The organism is Singulisphaera acidiphila DSM 18658 (assembly GCF_000242455.2).
GTDB lineage: Bacteria > Planctomycetota > Planctomycetia > Isosphaerales > Isosphaeraceae > Singulisphaera > Singulisphaera acidiphila.
The window spans coordinates 7,438,669-7,454,865 of record NC_019892.1; the positions used below are offsets into that span (position 1 = coordinate 7,438,669).

Annotated in this window: 4 protein-coding genes and 3 rRNA genes; 2 read left to right on the forward strand and 5 right to left on the reverse strand. The window is 60.7% G+C overall.

Annotated features, from left to right (window positions below):
- The first annotated feature begins 46 nt into the window (after positions 1 to 46).
- Positions 47 to 3,445 carry a UvrD-helicase domain-containing protein gene (locus tag SINAC_RS29055; RefSeq protein ID WP_015249135.1) on the forward strand — a complete coding sequence of 1,133 codons (3,399 nt, stop codon included), beginning with the start codon at positions 47 to 49 and terminating at the stop codon, positions 3,443 to 3,445.
- Here SINAC_RS29055 and SINAC_RS29060 read toward each other — a convergent pair.
- On the reverse strand, positions 3,423 to 5,189 hold the full coding sequence (locus SINAC_RS29060) for a glycosyltransferase family 39 protein (protein ID WP_015249136.1): 1,767 nt from the start codon (positions 5,187 to 5,189) through the stop codon (positions 3,423 to 3,425). The genes SINAC_RS29055 and SINAC_RS29060 overlap by 23 nt on opposite strands.
- Positions 5,190 to 5,645: 456 nt before the next feature.
- Between SINAC_RS29060 and SINAC_RS29065 the strand changes: the two genes are divergently transcribed.
- Positions 5,646 to 7,685 (forward strand): hypothetical protein, encoded by a 2,040-nt coding sequence (locus tag SINAC_RS29065; protein ID WP_015249138.1) that lies wholly within the window; start codon positions 5,646 to 5,648, stop codon positions 7,683 to 7,685.
- A 318-nt stretch (positions 7,686 to 8,003) separates the two neighbouring features.
- On the opposite strand, the gene rrf is transcribed toward SINAC_RS29065, so the two are convergent.
- The 4 genes from rrf to SINAC_RS29090 form a co-directional block, all read right to left on the reverse strand.
- A 5S ribosomal RNA gene (gene rrf, locus SINAC_RS29070) occupies positions 8,004 to 8,112 on the reverse strand.
- 243 nt (positions 8,113 to 8,355) lie between these two features.
- Positions 8,356 to 11,157 (reverse strand): 23S ribosomal RNA (locus tag SINAC_RS29075).
- Between the two features lie 623 nt (positions 11,158 to 11,780).
- A 16S ribosomal RNA gene (locus tag SINAC_RS29080) occupies positions 11,781 to 13,294 on the reverse strand.
- Together the 16S, 23S and 5S rRNA genes form the textbook arrangement of a ribosomal RNA operon.
- 787 nt (positions 13,295 to 14,081) lie before the next feature.
- A complete protein-coding gene (locus tag SINAC_RS29090) occupies positions 14,082 to 15,938 on the reverse strand; it encodes a peptidase MA family metallohydrolase (protein WP_015249139.1) in 1,857 nt (618 codons plus the stop codon).
- Positions 15,939 to 16,197 lie beyond the last annotated feature (259 nt).

Consider the following 16,197-nt stretch of genomic DNA (forward strand, 5'->3'; position numbering starts at 1 on the left):
TCGGTCGAGCGGGGTGGCCTCCATTGAGGGGAACGAAGGGGATTTGATGAGCGCCAGCGATCCGCGACTGAGCCGGCAACAGGCGAGCCCTCTTGCTGTTGAAGGGGCGAGCGTCGCGTTGAGCGCAGGAGCGGGCTGTGGCAAAACCACCGTACTGACGGCCCGGTTCCTGGGTGACCTCGAGGGACCGGCCGCACGCTCGTTGAGTTCAATCGTGGCGCTGACCTTCACGGAAAAGGCGGCTCGGGAATTGCGTCAGAGGATTCGCCATCAGTGCCGTGAAAAGATTGCCGCAGGGGATCATCCGGTGCACTGGCGCGCGATCCTGCGCGGGCTGGAGGCCGCGCCGATCGGGACCTTTCACGAATATTGTGGCCATTGGCTCCGGCGACACGCCCTCGAGGCGGGAATCGACCCAGATTTTGTCATTCTCGACGCGGCAGTGGCCGGCTCAATTCGTGACGAAGCCCTGGCGAAATGCCTTCGGCAATGGCTGGCCGCCCAAGATCCCGACCTCATCGAGCTCGCCGTGGAATACGGCTTGGGACGGGTTCGCCAGGGAATCGCCGACCTCCTTGTCGAATCCTCCTCAGGACTCCTCGGCGAATGGCAAGACCGCCTGCCGGCCGAAGTCGTCGCGATCTGGCAGGACGTTTGGAGTCGCGAAGGGCGTCCCTTGCTCGCTCAAAAAATGACTCAGGCCGTGAAACCTTGCCTCGAAACGCTTTCGCATTACGAAAGCACGCATCCCTTGATGCGTGAGCGCAGGGCCTTTCTCCTCGAGCATCTCCCCAATCTTGAGGCCAATCTCGACCGTGAGGAATGGCTGCTCGCGATCCGAGAACACGCTATGGTCCGCGGCGCGGGGTCGAAGGTCCACTGGCCCTCCCCCGAAATCCACGAGATCGTCACCGCAAACTTCAAGGCTGTGCGCGACGCGATCGACAAATATTTTGACAAATGCCAATGGGACGAATCCGCCACGCTTGAGGCTGCCGAGCAAGGGCTCCGGCTCGCTCGACTCGCGCTTCGGGCCCGTCAAGCGTACAACCTCGCGAAACGTTCTCGAGGGGGGCTCGACTTCGACGACCTCCTGACCATGACGCTCGACCTACTCCGCAAGGTTCCCGAGGGGCATCGGCCCGACTCGAGCACCGACCTTGCGATCGAGCGGCTACTCGTTGACGAGTTTCAGGACACCGACCCAATCCAGAGCGAGATCCTCGAGCGGCTCGCAGCTCCCGAGTCTCTCACCGGTCGGCTCTTTCTCGTGGGCGACTTCAAGCAGTCGATCTATCGGTTCCGCGGAGCGCAGCCCGAAATCTTTCAGGATTTCCGTGACCGCTTTCCCGTCGCGGGCCGACACGCCCTGACCGAAAACTTTCGGAGCGTGCCCGAGATCCTCCACTTCGTCAATGCGCTGTTCGCCTCCACGTTTCCCGGGCCCGAAACAGCCTTGAACCCTCGAGTGGCCGGCGTGGGACGTCCCGACCAGCCGGCCATTGAGTTCATCTGGGCGACCGAGACCGAAGTGTCCCCCTCGGCTGGCCCCAAGCCCTCTGCGCACGATCGCAGAGTTCTCGAAGCCCGATGGTTGGCTCGCAGGCTCCGGCAGCGAATGGAGGCTGGCTGGAAAGTCCGCGACCGTGGCACCGGAGAAATCCGCGACGCCCATCCGGGCGACCTGGCCCTCCTCTTTCGTGCGATGACCGACGTCGGGCCTTACGAAGCCGCCCTCGATGAGGAGGGTTTCGATTACCACACCGTGGGAGGAGCCGCCTTCTACGTCCAACAAGAGGTGACCGATCTCATCAACGTGCTCTCCGTCCTCGAAGATCCGTTCGATCAAGTGGCGCTGGCGGGCACGCTCCGGAGCCCCTTCTTTTGCCTGAGTGACAACGGCCTCTTCTGGCTGACCACCTCCCGACTTGACCTGGTGGAGGGACTTGAAGACGCCGACCAAATCGACGAGCTTCCCGACCTCGATCGTCAACAGGCCCGCCGAGCCCGTGACATGCTGGCGCGTTGGCGCGATTTCAAGGACCAAGAGCCGATCGCAACCCTTCTGAATCGGATCCTCGACGAGTCGGGGTATGAGGCGGCTCTCCTCGGTGAATCGCTCGGAGTCCGCAAGCGAGCCAATGCGCGAAAGCTCGTGAGGATGGCACGCCGGTTCGATCAACAGCGTGGGATGACGCTTGCAGCGTTCGTCGCGCGGCTCCGCGCCGACCTCAAACGCCCTCCGCGCGAAGAACAGGCGGCCACCACCGACGAAGAGGGGAACAGCATTCGCCTGATGTCGATCCATCAGGCGAAGGGGCTGGAGTTCCCAATCGTCGTCTTGCCTGACCTCAACCGGCGGCCAGCAGGCCGGCTTGATTCCACGGCCTTTCACCCCGTCCTCGGCCCGCTCGTTCGGCCCTCACGTGAGCCAGGTTCCGTCCCAACGGCCTCGACCGAATCCGACGTCGACGCGAACTCTCGGCAGAGTCTGGGATGGCTGACCTACCAAACGCTCGAGCAGCGGGCGGACGAGGACGAGTCGCTTCGCTTGTTTTATGTGGCCACCACTCGGGCTCGGGACGCCCTGATCCTCTCGTCCGCCTTGAGCCCCGCCGACAAGGCCACCTCTCCAGCGATGAGCCTTCTCGACGAGCGCTTCGACCGCGAAACGGGCAAATGCCGGGTCCAGCTCCCCGCCGGCTGGAGCGTGCCCGCGATCAGGGTCACGACAGAAAGGCCTCCAGCGTCCGGCGAACCCAAGAAAGGCGGTCCCTGGCCTTTCCCTCTGATCGAGACGGCCGAGGTGATCGAACAAGCCGAGGAGGTCGTCGAACCCCCTGCGGTCCTCATCGAGCATCGTCCCCGGTTCATTGAACTTGATCCCGGTTTGGGCTCGGAAGCCGCGACGTCGAAGGCCCGACTTAACCGGCTGACGCGGATCGCCCTGGCCGACCCAGGCTGGCGCCGCACCAGAGAACCAGCCAAATTCGTGGCCAGGGTGGTCGGCCGTCACGATCCTCTGCTCCCCTCCCGGCTTTTCAACCAGCTTGTCGGCCGACTCGAGACTTGGTCCCGGGGACCAATTGCCAAAGCTCTCGCTGAGGCCGAGGTCGTGCGCGAGGACATCGACTGGTCAATCGCCTGGCCACCAGCCCGCACGGACGCATCAGTTTTTCACGGAAAGATCGACGTGCTTTTTCGCGATCGGACCGGCGCGGCTCAGATCGTCAACGTAGGTGCTCCTGGCGGATCAGCCGGACGAGACCGTCTCTCGCTCTTACTCGCGATGCACACGGCCGACGCAATGGGTCTCGGGCCCATCCGGCTCGGCTGGCAGTGGAGTACCGGCGAAGAAGAACGTTGGCGGAGCGAGGCGGATTTCGATCCGACATCGATCGACCTGGCGATCCGGACCTTTTTTAATGAGGGGTCTGGCGGTTGAAGTCACGCTCCCATTTGTTGGCAGGAACGACCCGGCGTCGAAGGAACACATAGCCAAGGGGCCGGGTCAGTTTGGGAGAGATGACGAACTGGTAGTCGACGAGGAGCTCAGGATACCACTCCGAGGTGATTTGCAAATCCGTCTCGGCGAGGAACCGCCAGCGTCGATCCAGATCAATGCAGTTATAGTTGGTATCGACGAAGAGATAGTCGGCAGGGGTTGGTGAGTCCCGATTCAAGCGGGCGAGCTCCCCAAGGTCGGCCGGCAGTGAGATCGACCTGAGCTTGCAAAACCAGGCGGTGATCTGCGGCTGGTTCGAGGCAATCACCTTGCCCTTCACCATGGCGTCGACGAGCATTCCTCGGATCGGATCTTGGCCGATGTTGGTTCCCTCAGAATGCCTGGGCACCAACTGAGCCCAAGACCAGCCGAATCCAGCAAGCTGAAGAAGGATGACGGGGACCGCGATCCAACGGCCTAGACGGAACCCCACGGCCAGGCGACGCAACAGCCCGACCCCAAGGAGGAGCGCAGGGGTCGCGAACCAGAAGAAGTAGCGTCCGTGATGAGCCGAGTTGCGATCTTCCAACTCGAGCCTCATCGCGCTGAAGACAAGCAGTTGCAACGCGAATAGGCCAATAGACCAGATGGCGAACCGTTGGACTCGCGCATTTTTTCGGTTCAAGGCCAACCCGAGGAGGGCCAGCGGTAAGAGAAGGTCGAGACGCCAGAGGCTCCAGATTCGATGAGGCACCACCTCGAACAGGTTGGTGGCGAACTTCTTGGCCAGTCCTTCCCCATGGTCCGCTAATTCAGCCCAGAGCCTGGGAACGCGGTAGTAGAGCCAGGGCTCGACCTGGTACGCGCCAATGTCGTCCAGAAGGTTCCAAGATGAGTAAATCGAGACCCATGGGCGGTGAAAATGCTGCCAGTTGTAGACCATCAACGGGAGCGTGAAAAGGGCCGTGGTCACCACGAAGACCAAGGCCTCTCGCCACCGCTTCCAGCGCAACAGGGCAGCGACCTGGACCGCTAGAAACATCGTGGCATTGAACCGAGCAAGATAGGCGAGTCCACTCAGCAGCCCCAGACCCAACGCCCAACCCAAGCGCGGTCGTTCAGCCGGTGACTGGGCTGGCTCGATACGGGACCAGACAATCAACTGGGCGAAGAAGATCACCGCGAACCAGACGTCCGGAGTCCCCAGAAGGACGAACTCTCCATAAAATGACGGATTGGCCAGGAACAGGATCGCGACAACGGCGGCCCAACCGGGCCCGTACCAAGCCCTGGCCACGGCGTAGCACAGCATCGCCAGAAGACTGATGGCCAAGCCATTGGACCACGCCGCCGCCATGTCGCCTGGGCCGAAGAGACTCATCAAACCCGCAATCACGAAGCATGGCAGCGGGTATCGATTGACAACCGGCCACCGTTCCGCGACCGATCCGACCCGGTCGCGGTCGATAACCGCCAGCGCCATTGGTTCGACAAGCCGCGTGTCGTAGGTCTGATCCAAGGCCAAGTTCCGGCCGATCTCGGCATACTGGCAAAACTCAAAGGTCCTCCATGCCGGCGGCAATTTGATAACCTGAGTGCTCAGCCAGAACACGACACACGAGGCGATGAAGACGACTACCGAGCCCAGGGCCGTCCGCAAAACGTTGGCCGACGACCAAGTCCCCCAGGACGGTCGAACAGGCTCCTCGCCTACCGCCGTGAGATCGTTCGATTGAGAACTCATGAATTGCCCTGCGCCATCCCATCCCGATTCGATCTGTCTGAATCCGGGTCACCGCGACGCTCTTGTCACTGATTCTCACGCCGCCACGGATTGGCAACCCAACACGCTCTCACCATACTCGCGAATCCTCGGCCTTCCGTCGAGCAATCGCCGAATTCTTTCACGCAATCAATCGGAGTTGAGTGCTGCGGTCGCGTTGGGGTCAAAGAGACTTGGTTTGGCGGCCCTCCCCTGATAAAAGTCAGTTCTTCCGGCAGGAATTGGCCGACCGCCCTGGAAAGAGCAGCATAGGGCATGCTTCTCAGACCGAAAGACGGGGTCGATCCTCCAAATCCCGGGTAACATGTCCGTGCCTCTTCGTGAATGAGGGATGCGACGCGTTACGGAACTCTGCAACGGTTTCGATCAAAGCAAGCCGGGCAAGATGCGACGAGGCGATGGGAGAGTGATATCGCGATGGAGTCCGCCACAACTGAGTTGGTCTCACCGGAACAGTCACGACGACCTTGGTTCGCGATCGCGATGATTGCCGCCGTCTTCGTTGCCCACGTCGTCCAATCGTTCTGGATCTTCCCAACACCTCGGGCATTGATGGACAACGAGCATCCGGTGCTTCTGGTCGACCATGCGCTTCACCTCTATCATGGAGCGCTCGGCAGCCAGTTCCTCCGCGAACACGGCACTCCCTGGGGCTTCGACCCGTTTTTCATGGCGGGGTATCCCGAGTCGCCGATTTGGGATTCGAGCAGTAACCTTTCCATCTTGTTCCAGTTCTTGGCCGGCGGCGGCTATCATCCTCGTGCCTATAACATCGGACTTCTCGTCTGTTCGATCCTCGTGGTCGCCTTCATTCCACTCGGAGCGCGCGCGTCAGGAATTCGCGTGTCGGAAACGGCAGTCACCGCACTCCTGGCCTGGCTCTACTTTCATAGTGAATGGACCGACATGTTCTGGAGGAGCGGCCTGTTCTCATTCGTCACGGCATCCGCAGGGACGGTGCTCTTCATCGGCCTGCTCCTCCGTTACGACCGGCTTCCAACGCGCGTAGGCTGGATCATGCTTGCCGGCATCAGCGCGGCCGTCTGGTTCGCCCATGTCACAGCCCCGGTTCTCGTCCTCGGCGCTTTGATCGGGTTCCTGACGACCACGGCTCTCCGACACACCTGGCGATGGCGCTTGGCCGTCGTTGCGGCAGGGGTGTTGGCGTTGGTGGTCAACCTCATCTGGATCGGGCCGTTCTGGCACTTTCGAGGAATTCGCTCCCCTCAGATCTTCTTCATGGCCCCCGAAACAGGCTGGTATCTCGTCAATCAGTACCTGGCGAATGATCTCGACGGCCCGTTGAATCTGTTCCTTCTTCTGGTAGGGGGACTGGGCTTGCTCGCCTGGTGGCTGCAAGGGCAACGCGTTCGCGCAGCGACCTTTGGGGGAGCCATCTTGGTCTGCCTGGGCCTTGCCCTCTTCGGGGGAATGTGGAACCTCACGAAAACGCTCGAACCGCTTCGTTTCAAGGTGCCCCTTCACTTTCTCCTGGCTGCGCCGGCCGGTTCCCTTCTCGCGGTGGGATCAGCACGGCTCGCCCGCTCGTTGGGGGGAGGTCGCAAAGGCCCTGTTCTGGTGACGCTTGGTTGGTCGCTTGCTCTCGGAATCGCAGTCATCATGTTGCCAAACGGGGCCGCGATCCTGAAGAAGCAACTCCTGGTTGAGCGACCGCTCGTCGCCGGACTCCAGCCAGAGATGCATCAACTCGTTCGCACGCTCCGCGAGACCACTGACCCATCGGCGCGAGTTTTATTCGAGGACCAGCTTCGACTCCACGAAAATACCGATCCGGAGTGCACCCACTGGACCCCGCTCCTGCCGATCTTGCTCGGGCCGGAAAAACGCCTCTTCATCGGGGGGCTTTATCACATGGCGTTCATCACCAACCACATAAATACATCATTCGGTGACTTCCACCTCAATGGCCGCCCCATCGACACTTGCTCACCGGAATACCTTCGCGCCTACTGTCAGTACTACAACATCGGCTGGGCCGTTTGCTGGTCACCGCTCTCGCGATGCTGCTTCGACCAGTGGGGGCAATCCCATCGAATCGCAACATTGCCCCGTTTCAATAGCCCCAACAAGCCCATTTCCACCAACATGCAACAGTGGAAAGCGTTGACACGTCGCGTCGGTTCCGAGCGGGCCAAGCAATACATGACCGAGGGAGAGGGCCAATACAATATTTATCGAATCGAACGGCCACGGTCGTTCTTCTTGAACGGTCAGGGGCGTCTTGCAGACGTTGCCCTCAATCGCATTGAGCTGGCCGATACCACTCCTAATAAAGGGTCGCTGATCATCAGCATGCACTGGCTCGACACTTGGCGGACCGAACCGCCTCTACCGTTGGCTCCCTTCTACGTGAACGACGACCCGGTCCCCTTCGTTCAAATCTCGACGACGCAAGCCCACAAGCGGATCGTGCTCTACAACGGCTATGGACGTTGAGCCACCGGAGTACACCTAATGGCCAAAAAGCCTTGTGCCTATTGTACTGCCACTCCAAGACTGCAACGAGCAATCGCACAAATAGATTTTGATACAAATACGCTTGCTGATCTTCAATAGACACCTTGCCCCATCCGTGAGGAAGAGTCCGGGCGTCATTCCGAGCGACTTCAAGTTTGAGCCCAGAAGCTGAGACTTGGGTACATGGCACCCGGTGCTCGCCTTACAGGCGAGCACAGTTCCCGGGGCGAAGCGACCGCGCAACGAAAAACGCCCCGACCCTTCGATGAAGAAGGATCGGGGCGTCGTTGAAAAGGATTCCGGCGATCACCGACTTTCGCGCCAAAGGCACTATCATGGGCCTGACGGGCTTAACGGCCGTGTTCGGAATGGGAACGGGTGGGACCCCGTCAGTATGTTCGCCGGAAAAGCAACCGGCGGGCGATCAAACCCGCCGGTTCCGTGTGCTTACTCTCACAGTGGTCGTCACGCAAACTCAAACCGCGATTTCATGGGCATGACCAACCGACTTCGAGTCTCTTCACGACGCGTGGTCCCCGTTATTGGATGGGAATACGTCGCCGTGTGATCGATCGAATACGATCGGTGAATGATGCAACCCTGATTCCTGTCCTTCGCGTCCCTGATGGGAACCGGCGGACGGATCGGGGTGGTCAAGCGATCGGCTGTTAGGACCGGTCGGCTGCGGCGATCACTCGCCGTGCACTCCCGGCCTATCGACCTGGTCGTCTTCCAGGAGCCTTCGCACTTGCGTGCTGGAAACCTCGTCTTGAAGAGGGCTTCGCGCTTAGATGCCTTCAGCGCTTATCCTTTCCCGACCTAGCTACCCGGCGGTGCCCCGAGCGGGACAGCCGGTACACCAGAGGTCGGTCCTCCCCAATCCTCTCGTACTAGGGGAGACCCTTCGCAAGTTTCCTACGCCCACGGCAGATAGGGACCGACCTGTCTCACGACGGTCTGAACCCAGCTCGCGTACCGCTTTCATTGGCGAACAGCCAAACCCTTGGGACCTTCTCCAGCCCCAGGATGCGATGAGCCGACATCGAGGTGCCAAACCTCCCCGCCGCTATGGACGCTCGGGGGAGATCAGCCTGTTATCCCCGGAGTACCTTTTATCTGTTGAGCGACGGCCTTTCCATCCAGCACCGCCGGATCACTAACGCCGACTTTCGTCCCTGCTCGACTGATGGGTCTCGCAGTCAGGCACCCTTCTACGTTTGCGCTCTTGTTGCCAGATTGCCGACCTGGCCGAGGGTACCATTGCACTCCTCCGTTACTCTTTGGGAGGAGACCGCCCCAGTCAAACTGCCCGATGAGCACGGTCCCGGTCCGGGCTACGGACCGGTGAGGATCAGAGTCATTTCAGGGTGGTATTTCACCAGTGGCTCCCCGACGGCTGGCGCCGCCGGATCACGGCCTCCCACCTATCCTACACAGAAAGGACGCTGACCCAGTGCCAACCTGCAGTAAAGGTTCACGGGGTCTTTCCGTCTGACCGCGGGTACGTGGCATCTTCACCACGGCTACAGTTTCACCGGGTCCCTCGTGGAGACAGTGCTCCAGTCGTTACGCCATTCATGCAGGTCGGAACTTACCCGACAAGGAACTTCGCTACCTTAGGACCGTCATAGTTACGGCCGCCGTTTATCGGGGCTTCGGTCGCCAACTTCAGCTTGCGCCTCATCGGCTCCCTTAACCTACCGACACCGAGCAGGCGTCAGACTCTATACGTCCTCTTGCGAGTTGGCAGAGTCCTGTGTTTTTGATAAACAGTCGCTAGAGCCGATTCTCTGCGGCTCTCCTTACGGAGAGCACCCCTTGTACCGAAGGTACGGGGTCATTTTGCCGAGTTCCTTCACGAGGGTTCTCCCGAACGCCTTCGGATACTCGCCTAGCACACCTGTGTCGGATTGCGGTACGGGCCGGATGGTTCGTCCCGACGGGGCTTTTCGTGGCCGGCTCGTCATCAGGCTTCCAGATCGAATGCTGTCGGCCTTGCGGCACGGGGTCATCTAACACCCCGACCTGACTGGAACCGGCGTCCTCCGTCGTTCAACCTTACCATCGGGTGGCGGAATATTAACCGTCTGTCCATCGGCTACGCCCTTGGGCCTCGCCTTAGGTCCCGACTGACCCTGGGCGGATTGACCTTCCCCAGGAAACCTTGTGCTTTCGGCGGACAGGCTTCCCACCTGTCTTGTCGTTACTCGTTCCGGCATTCGCACTCGCCCACGCTCCACTGGTCGTTTCCATCCAGCTTCATCGCGGTGGGCGACGCTCTCCTACCATCATTGCTGATCCGCGACTGCGGCACGACGCTTAGTCCCCGTCATTTTCGGCGCGGGATGGCTCGACCGGTAAGCTGTTACGCACTTTTGAAATGATGGCTGCTTCTAAGCCAACATCCCGGCTGTCACCGCGATCCCACTTCCTTTGCCACTGAGCGTCGATTTGGGGGCCTTGGTCGGCGGTCTGGGTTGTTTCCCTTTTGAACGTGAAGCTTATCCCCCACGTTCTGACTCCCGGGGTCCGTCGTGCGGTATTCGGAGTTGGGTTTCGGAGGGTAGGCGGGAAGCCCCCCTACCGAATTCCGTCGCTCTACCCCCGCACGATATGTCCCGAGGCTGGCCCTAAAGCCATTTCGGAGAGAACGAGCTATCTCCAGGTTTGATAAGACTTTCACTCCTCCCCACGGGTCCTCCCCCAGTTTTTCAACACTGGTGGGTTCGGTCCTCCACGACCGGTTAGGGTCGCTTCAACCTGCCCATGGGTAGTTCACCTGGTTTCGCGTCTACTGCACCCGACTATGGCGCCCGATGAAGACTCGCTTTCGCTACGGCTCCCCCCCTGAAGGGGTTAACCTGGGGCCGGATACAGTAACTCGCCGGATCATTATGCAAAAGGCACGCGGTCACGCGGCCCGAAGGCATCGCGCTCCCACCGCTTGTAGGCACGGGGTTTCAGGTTCAGTCTCCTCCCCTCATCGGGGTTCTTCCCACCGTTCGGTCGCCCTACTGGGTTCGCTATCGGTCGTCATCGAGTGCTTAGCCTTGCGGGATGGTCCCCGCCGATTCAGGCCGGGTTTCACGTGCCCGACCCTACTCGGGTACCGAAGAGGGGAGTTTGCATCGTCGCCTACGGGGCTATCACCCGCTCTGGCGCTCCGTTCCAGGAGGCTTCGGCTGACGCTCACTCATCCCATGTTATCGGCCCCACGACCCCGAGTGGTGTCCCACTCGGTTTAGGCTGATCCCCGTTCGCTCGCCGCTACTGAGGGAGTCTCGGTTGATTTCCTTTCCTCCGGGTACTGAGATGTTTCAGTTCCCCGGGTCTCTACAGGCATTCCGGGATCGACGTTCGTTGGGCAACTCCCCCGGACATATCGCAGCCTTCCACGCCTGTCTCTCTGATGACGCCTAGGCATCCCCCCCGTGCCCTTAGGAGCTTGACCACGCCGATCCGGACGCCGCGGTTTCCCGAAGGAAGCTCGACAGCCGAATCTGCGAGGGGTCAGTCCCCGATCTATCTTCGATCGAGTGCCCAGCGTCTCGCGACGCAGGCTCACTCTCACTTGGGTAACGATCCCCATTGTGAGGCCGGTCGCTGTCGCAGCGATCGACACTCACGCATCCGTAAGGGTTCCACTGTATTGTGGAGAGATTCTTCTACTTGGTCTGCCACGACCACTTGTTTGCGGTTCTCACTTGCGTGACCTAACCACCGGATTGTGAAAGAGCAACCGAATTCCCATTACAACCCCGCAAGGCCGAAGCCTTGAAGAGCCATGCTCGGAATCCGCACTGGCCGCTGGCCAGGGGGTGAGACCGCGTACGGTCGCACCCCGCACCCAGCAGTGCAAAGCAAACGGAAGAACAGAAACAGAAAGGACCCCTCGAGTGAGGGGTCCCCTCATTGGTCGATCGTGTTCGTGGTGAGAAAACCTTCGTGGGAAGCCGGCGTAAAAACCATCTGATCAAGGAGACGGTGCCGATGCGGCTCTTCTCGAATCGCGACGGTGACCGAAGCCACGTCCCTCGATTCTCAGAGCCGAGATTTTCTAAGAAAAATCCTTAGAAAGGAGGTGATCCAACCGCAGGTTCCCCTACGGTTACCTTGTTACGACTTAGTCCCCATCACGGGTTTCATCTTCGGCGCCTGCCTTGCGGCTCCGGCGACTTCGGATGCCCCCCGCTTTGGTGGCTTGACGGGCGGTGTGTACAAGGCTCAGGAACACATTCACCGCGGCATGCTGATCCGCGATTACTAGCGATTCCAGCTTCATGCGGGCGGGTTGCAGCCCGCAATCCGAACTGAGGAACGGTTTTTGCGATTAGCATGACTTTGCAGCCTAGCAACGCTCTGTCCGCCCCATTGTAGTACGTGTGCAGCCCCAAGCATAAGGGCCATGAGGACTTGACGTCATCCCCGCCTTCCTCCGGCTTAACGCCGGCGGTCTGTCTAGAGTTCCCGGCACGACCCGCTGGCAACTAGACACAGGGGTTTCGCTCGTTAGGGGACTTAACCCAACACCTCACGGCACGAGCTGACGACAGCCATGCAGCACCTGTGCACGTTGTTCCTTGCGGCCTCACCGACGTTTCCGCCGGCTAATCCGTGCATGTCAAGCCTGGGATAAGGTTTTGCGCGTAGCCTCGAATTAAGCCACATACTCCACCGCTTGTGTGAGCCCCCGTCAATTCCTTTGAGTTTCAGCCTTGCGACCATACTCCCCAGGCGGGGTACTTCACGGTTTCCCTACGACAGGGAGCCCATCGGCGAGCCCCCTATCCAGTACCCATCGTTTACGGCCAGGACTACCGGGGTATCTAATCCCGTTCGCTCCCCTGGCTTTCGCGTCTCAGCGTCAGTAGGCATCCAGGACCTCGCTTTCGCCACGGGCGTTCCTTCCGATCTCAACGCATTTCACCGCTCCACCGGAAGTTCCAGGTCCCCCTATGCCCCTCCAGACTCGTCGTATCCACGCCCGTTCCCCGGTTGAGCCGGGGGATTTCAGCGACAGACGCACGAATCCGCCTACACGCGCTTTAAGCCCAATGATTCCGAATAACGTTCGCACGGTTCGTCTTACCGCGGCTGCTGGCACGAACTTAGCCCGTGCTTCCTCCAGGGATCAATCAAGGCTTTTCAGCCCTTTTTCCCCCTCGACAGGAGTTTACAACCCGAAGGCCTTCATCCTCCACGCGGCGTCGCTCGGTCAGGCTTGCGCCCATTGCCGAAGATTCTCGACTGCAGCCTCCCGTAGGAGTCTGGGCAGTGTCTCAGTCCCAGTGTGCCGGGCCACGCTCGCACGCCCGGTAGGCATCACAGCCTTGGTGGGCCATTACCCCGCCAACAAGCTAATACCACGACAGCCCGTCCCACGACGCCGAAGCTTTGGCAAAACACCGATGCCGGTGTCGTTGCGTCGCTGGGGATTACCCGCGGTTTCCCGCGGCTATACCCAATCCTGGGGTTGGTTACCGTCGCCTTACTCACCCTTGCGCCACTGGCCTTGCGGCCCGTTCGACTTGCATGCCTAATCCACGCCGCCAACGTTCATTCTGAGCCAGGATCAAACCCTTCGAGATTGGTCGTCTCCCCTGCTCCGAAGAGCAATGAGAGCCGGTCCTCACCTTCAAAAGGGTTGAGGAATTTGCTAACTGGTCGCAGCTCGAGTTTGCCGGGGCACGCCCCTGCTCCCTCGTGCTGTTGGCTGTTGGATCCGTCTCCGTCGCGGTTCGACCTCCAACCAAACGGGGTCGAGACGACTCAAACGGCTCCACGCCGGCTTCCCTCAAAGGTTCTCTTCAACCACAAGAACCACGATCGACCGGATTGTCAAAGAACGAGCGTGCTATCGAAGCGATTGGCCGGAGTGACTTGCCCTGGGGGCGTGTCACGCCGGCCGACTCTACCGACAACATCACGGCCCGCTGTTTTGGTGATCGGTTGCCCGTCCCAGGTCAGCTGGCCGTTTCGTCGTCACCCGTGGTGACACAGGCGACAAGGGAGATAATACCAGGATCCGGACCGAAGTCAATCGTTTGGTCCATCTCGGTCGGCAGATTCGCCTGATTGCTGGTTGGCTCGCCTGCGGTCTGTGCGATTGCCGGTAGAAGAGTGTCTGGCAGCGATAGGGAAAGCGGCACCACGACGAGGTAGAGCAATCGTCCTTGTACGATCACGCAGGAACACATCGACGGCCGATCGCCAGACCAGTATCCGGATGCTGGTGGACGGGTCGTGGTTCAGCCCAGGGTTTAGGCGAGCGCATCGAAGGAGCAGAACTTCCTCCAGACGCTCAAGTTGGCGGCTGGGTGGAAAAGCGGCGGTTCGATTGGGATGAAAGGAACCGCCTACTCCCCTACCTGGCCCTTATTGGCTCGACTTCTCGGAGTTCTTCGCGAGACCCGCCGTCAGTTCGGAGGACTTGGTTCGTGCGTAGTCCAGCCAGCGTTTTTGCAGGTCTTCGAATCCGTCAATCTGGTAGACCCGTTTCAGTTCGGCTTCAAGCCCGCGCTGCTGCGAGCCCTGTACGAACTGAATAAACTGCGCGGGGCTGCCTTGGTCGACGAGGAACCGTGTCAACGAGACGCTCTGGGCGTAGTAGAGGCCCCAGTACTTGCCGTCGGGATAGTCCATCACCATGAGTTCGTTGAGCTTGAAGAGCTGTCCCGAAGTCAGGGGCTTGTCCAGATCGGCCGCCCGAAGCCGCTGTTCTGAGTGGGGCTCCGCCAGGACAGCCATCCCCTCGTCGGCCCACCGAGGGATCTGCTGGGTGGGAAAGAGGTCGGCCAGTACGACGTGAGTAACTTCGTGGGGGAGGATCGCCACGACCAGGTTGGGATGGTCCGCGCGGACGTTGATTCGTCTCGTCACAATCCGACCTGCATTCATCCCCATCGTCGAGAAGCCCGGTGATTCCTCGGTTTGCCCGGTCATCTTGCTGAACGACTTACCGCTCGGATAGACATAAACGTCGCAGCGCGGCGACCAAGAGGTTTGGGCTGACGGCCCCATCCATCGTTTGACCTGCTCCTCACGAGCCGCCTCCACAACCTGTGCGACCTGATCGGCCAGGGCGGGGTCGGCGTGGAGGATCCGGAAGTTCGTGGTCTCGCGAACTTGCCAATTACCCACGACCGCAGGGCTCGAGTTCCTCGCGGGGGCAGCAGCGCCAGGGGCCTGGGTCGGATTCGGGGTTCCGGCTTGGTTTGGCTTGGGCTGGGCCGCGGCCTGAGCAACGAGGGCGGGGGGCGAGGACGGGGATTCGGCCTCGGGACGAGGAGGATTGAGGGGCGGTTCCTCGGGCGCGGAGCCACGGACCACGACTTTCCGGGAAGGGCGGGCCCGGCGTGAAGGAGACCGCTCCGCTGTCAGATTCCTGAGATAGTCGGCATACCAGTTCTTGGGGCTCAGATCACAGATCTGGCGGACCTCGGCGTCGATGCTCTTCCATTCCTCGGCCGAGGTTGGTTTGGCGTTGATTCGTCTCACAACTTCCGCGCAACGACAATAAGCCAAATGATCGCGACGACTCTCGGGGAGCTTTTTCTGCTGGGCCAGCACCATGTAAAGGCGGCCCGCTTCCGCATACTGTTTGGCCGAGAACGCGGCGTCGGCGGCAGCGACACTGAGTTCCGGTGGGTTCGCCCGAGGTTCCGCAACCTTGCCAGGAGGGGCCGTCACGGGAGAGGGTGTAGGCACAACGGGAGGAAGGGCCGCCACGGAGGACGGAGCAGGCTCGACGCGAGGAGAGGTCGCCACAGGAGGAGGACTCGCGACGGGAGCCGGACTGGAAGGGGGAGCGGTCAGCATTTGTGCGGCAATGCCATCATCGGTAGGGGCGGCGGGTTGTTCCGGAAGTGGAGCCATCGCCTTTTCGACCGCCGGGTCGGCTGCTGGCCGAGCCTTCTCCTCAAACGACTTTGGCTTGCGATTCAAGATCTCGAGGTTGTCACGAAGCATCTCGGCACTGGTTCGATCACCGGCCGCCTCCGCTTCGGTCACGGCACGCCCGTAGGCTTGCCGGAGCAGTTCGAGAACCGCATTTCGCTGAGCCGGGTTGCCGGTTAACGCTCGTTCGAGCAAACCGACAGCGCCTCGCGCATCATTTTTATCGAGCAGAGCCCGAGCTTGGTCGAGCGCCTCCGGTGAGTCGGCAGTCGCGTTCGACGAATAAACGAACAAGAGTGTGGCGACCAGTACGGCCGCGGACCGAGACCGGTGCATGACAATCCGTGTCCTGCTTCTAGGGTTGGTCCTGACGCTGGTCGTCTACGGTGGGAGTCGAAACGACCAACCTCGTCCATGAATCCGGCTCGTCCCGGAGACTAGATCCACCCCTTTGATTCGGCCCGGTCATCTTTCGGTGAGCCCGGACGAGGGGGGAGCGGGGCGAGAGTTCACAACCACGATGAGTCACAAGTTGGGTCCCGAAACTTCGTGCTTCGGGTCACCTATCGAACGGCCGGGGCAGTATGGCCGGGCC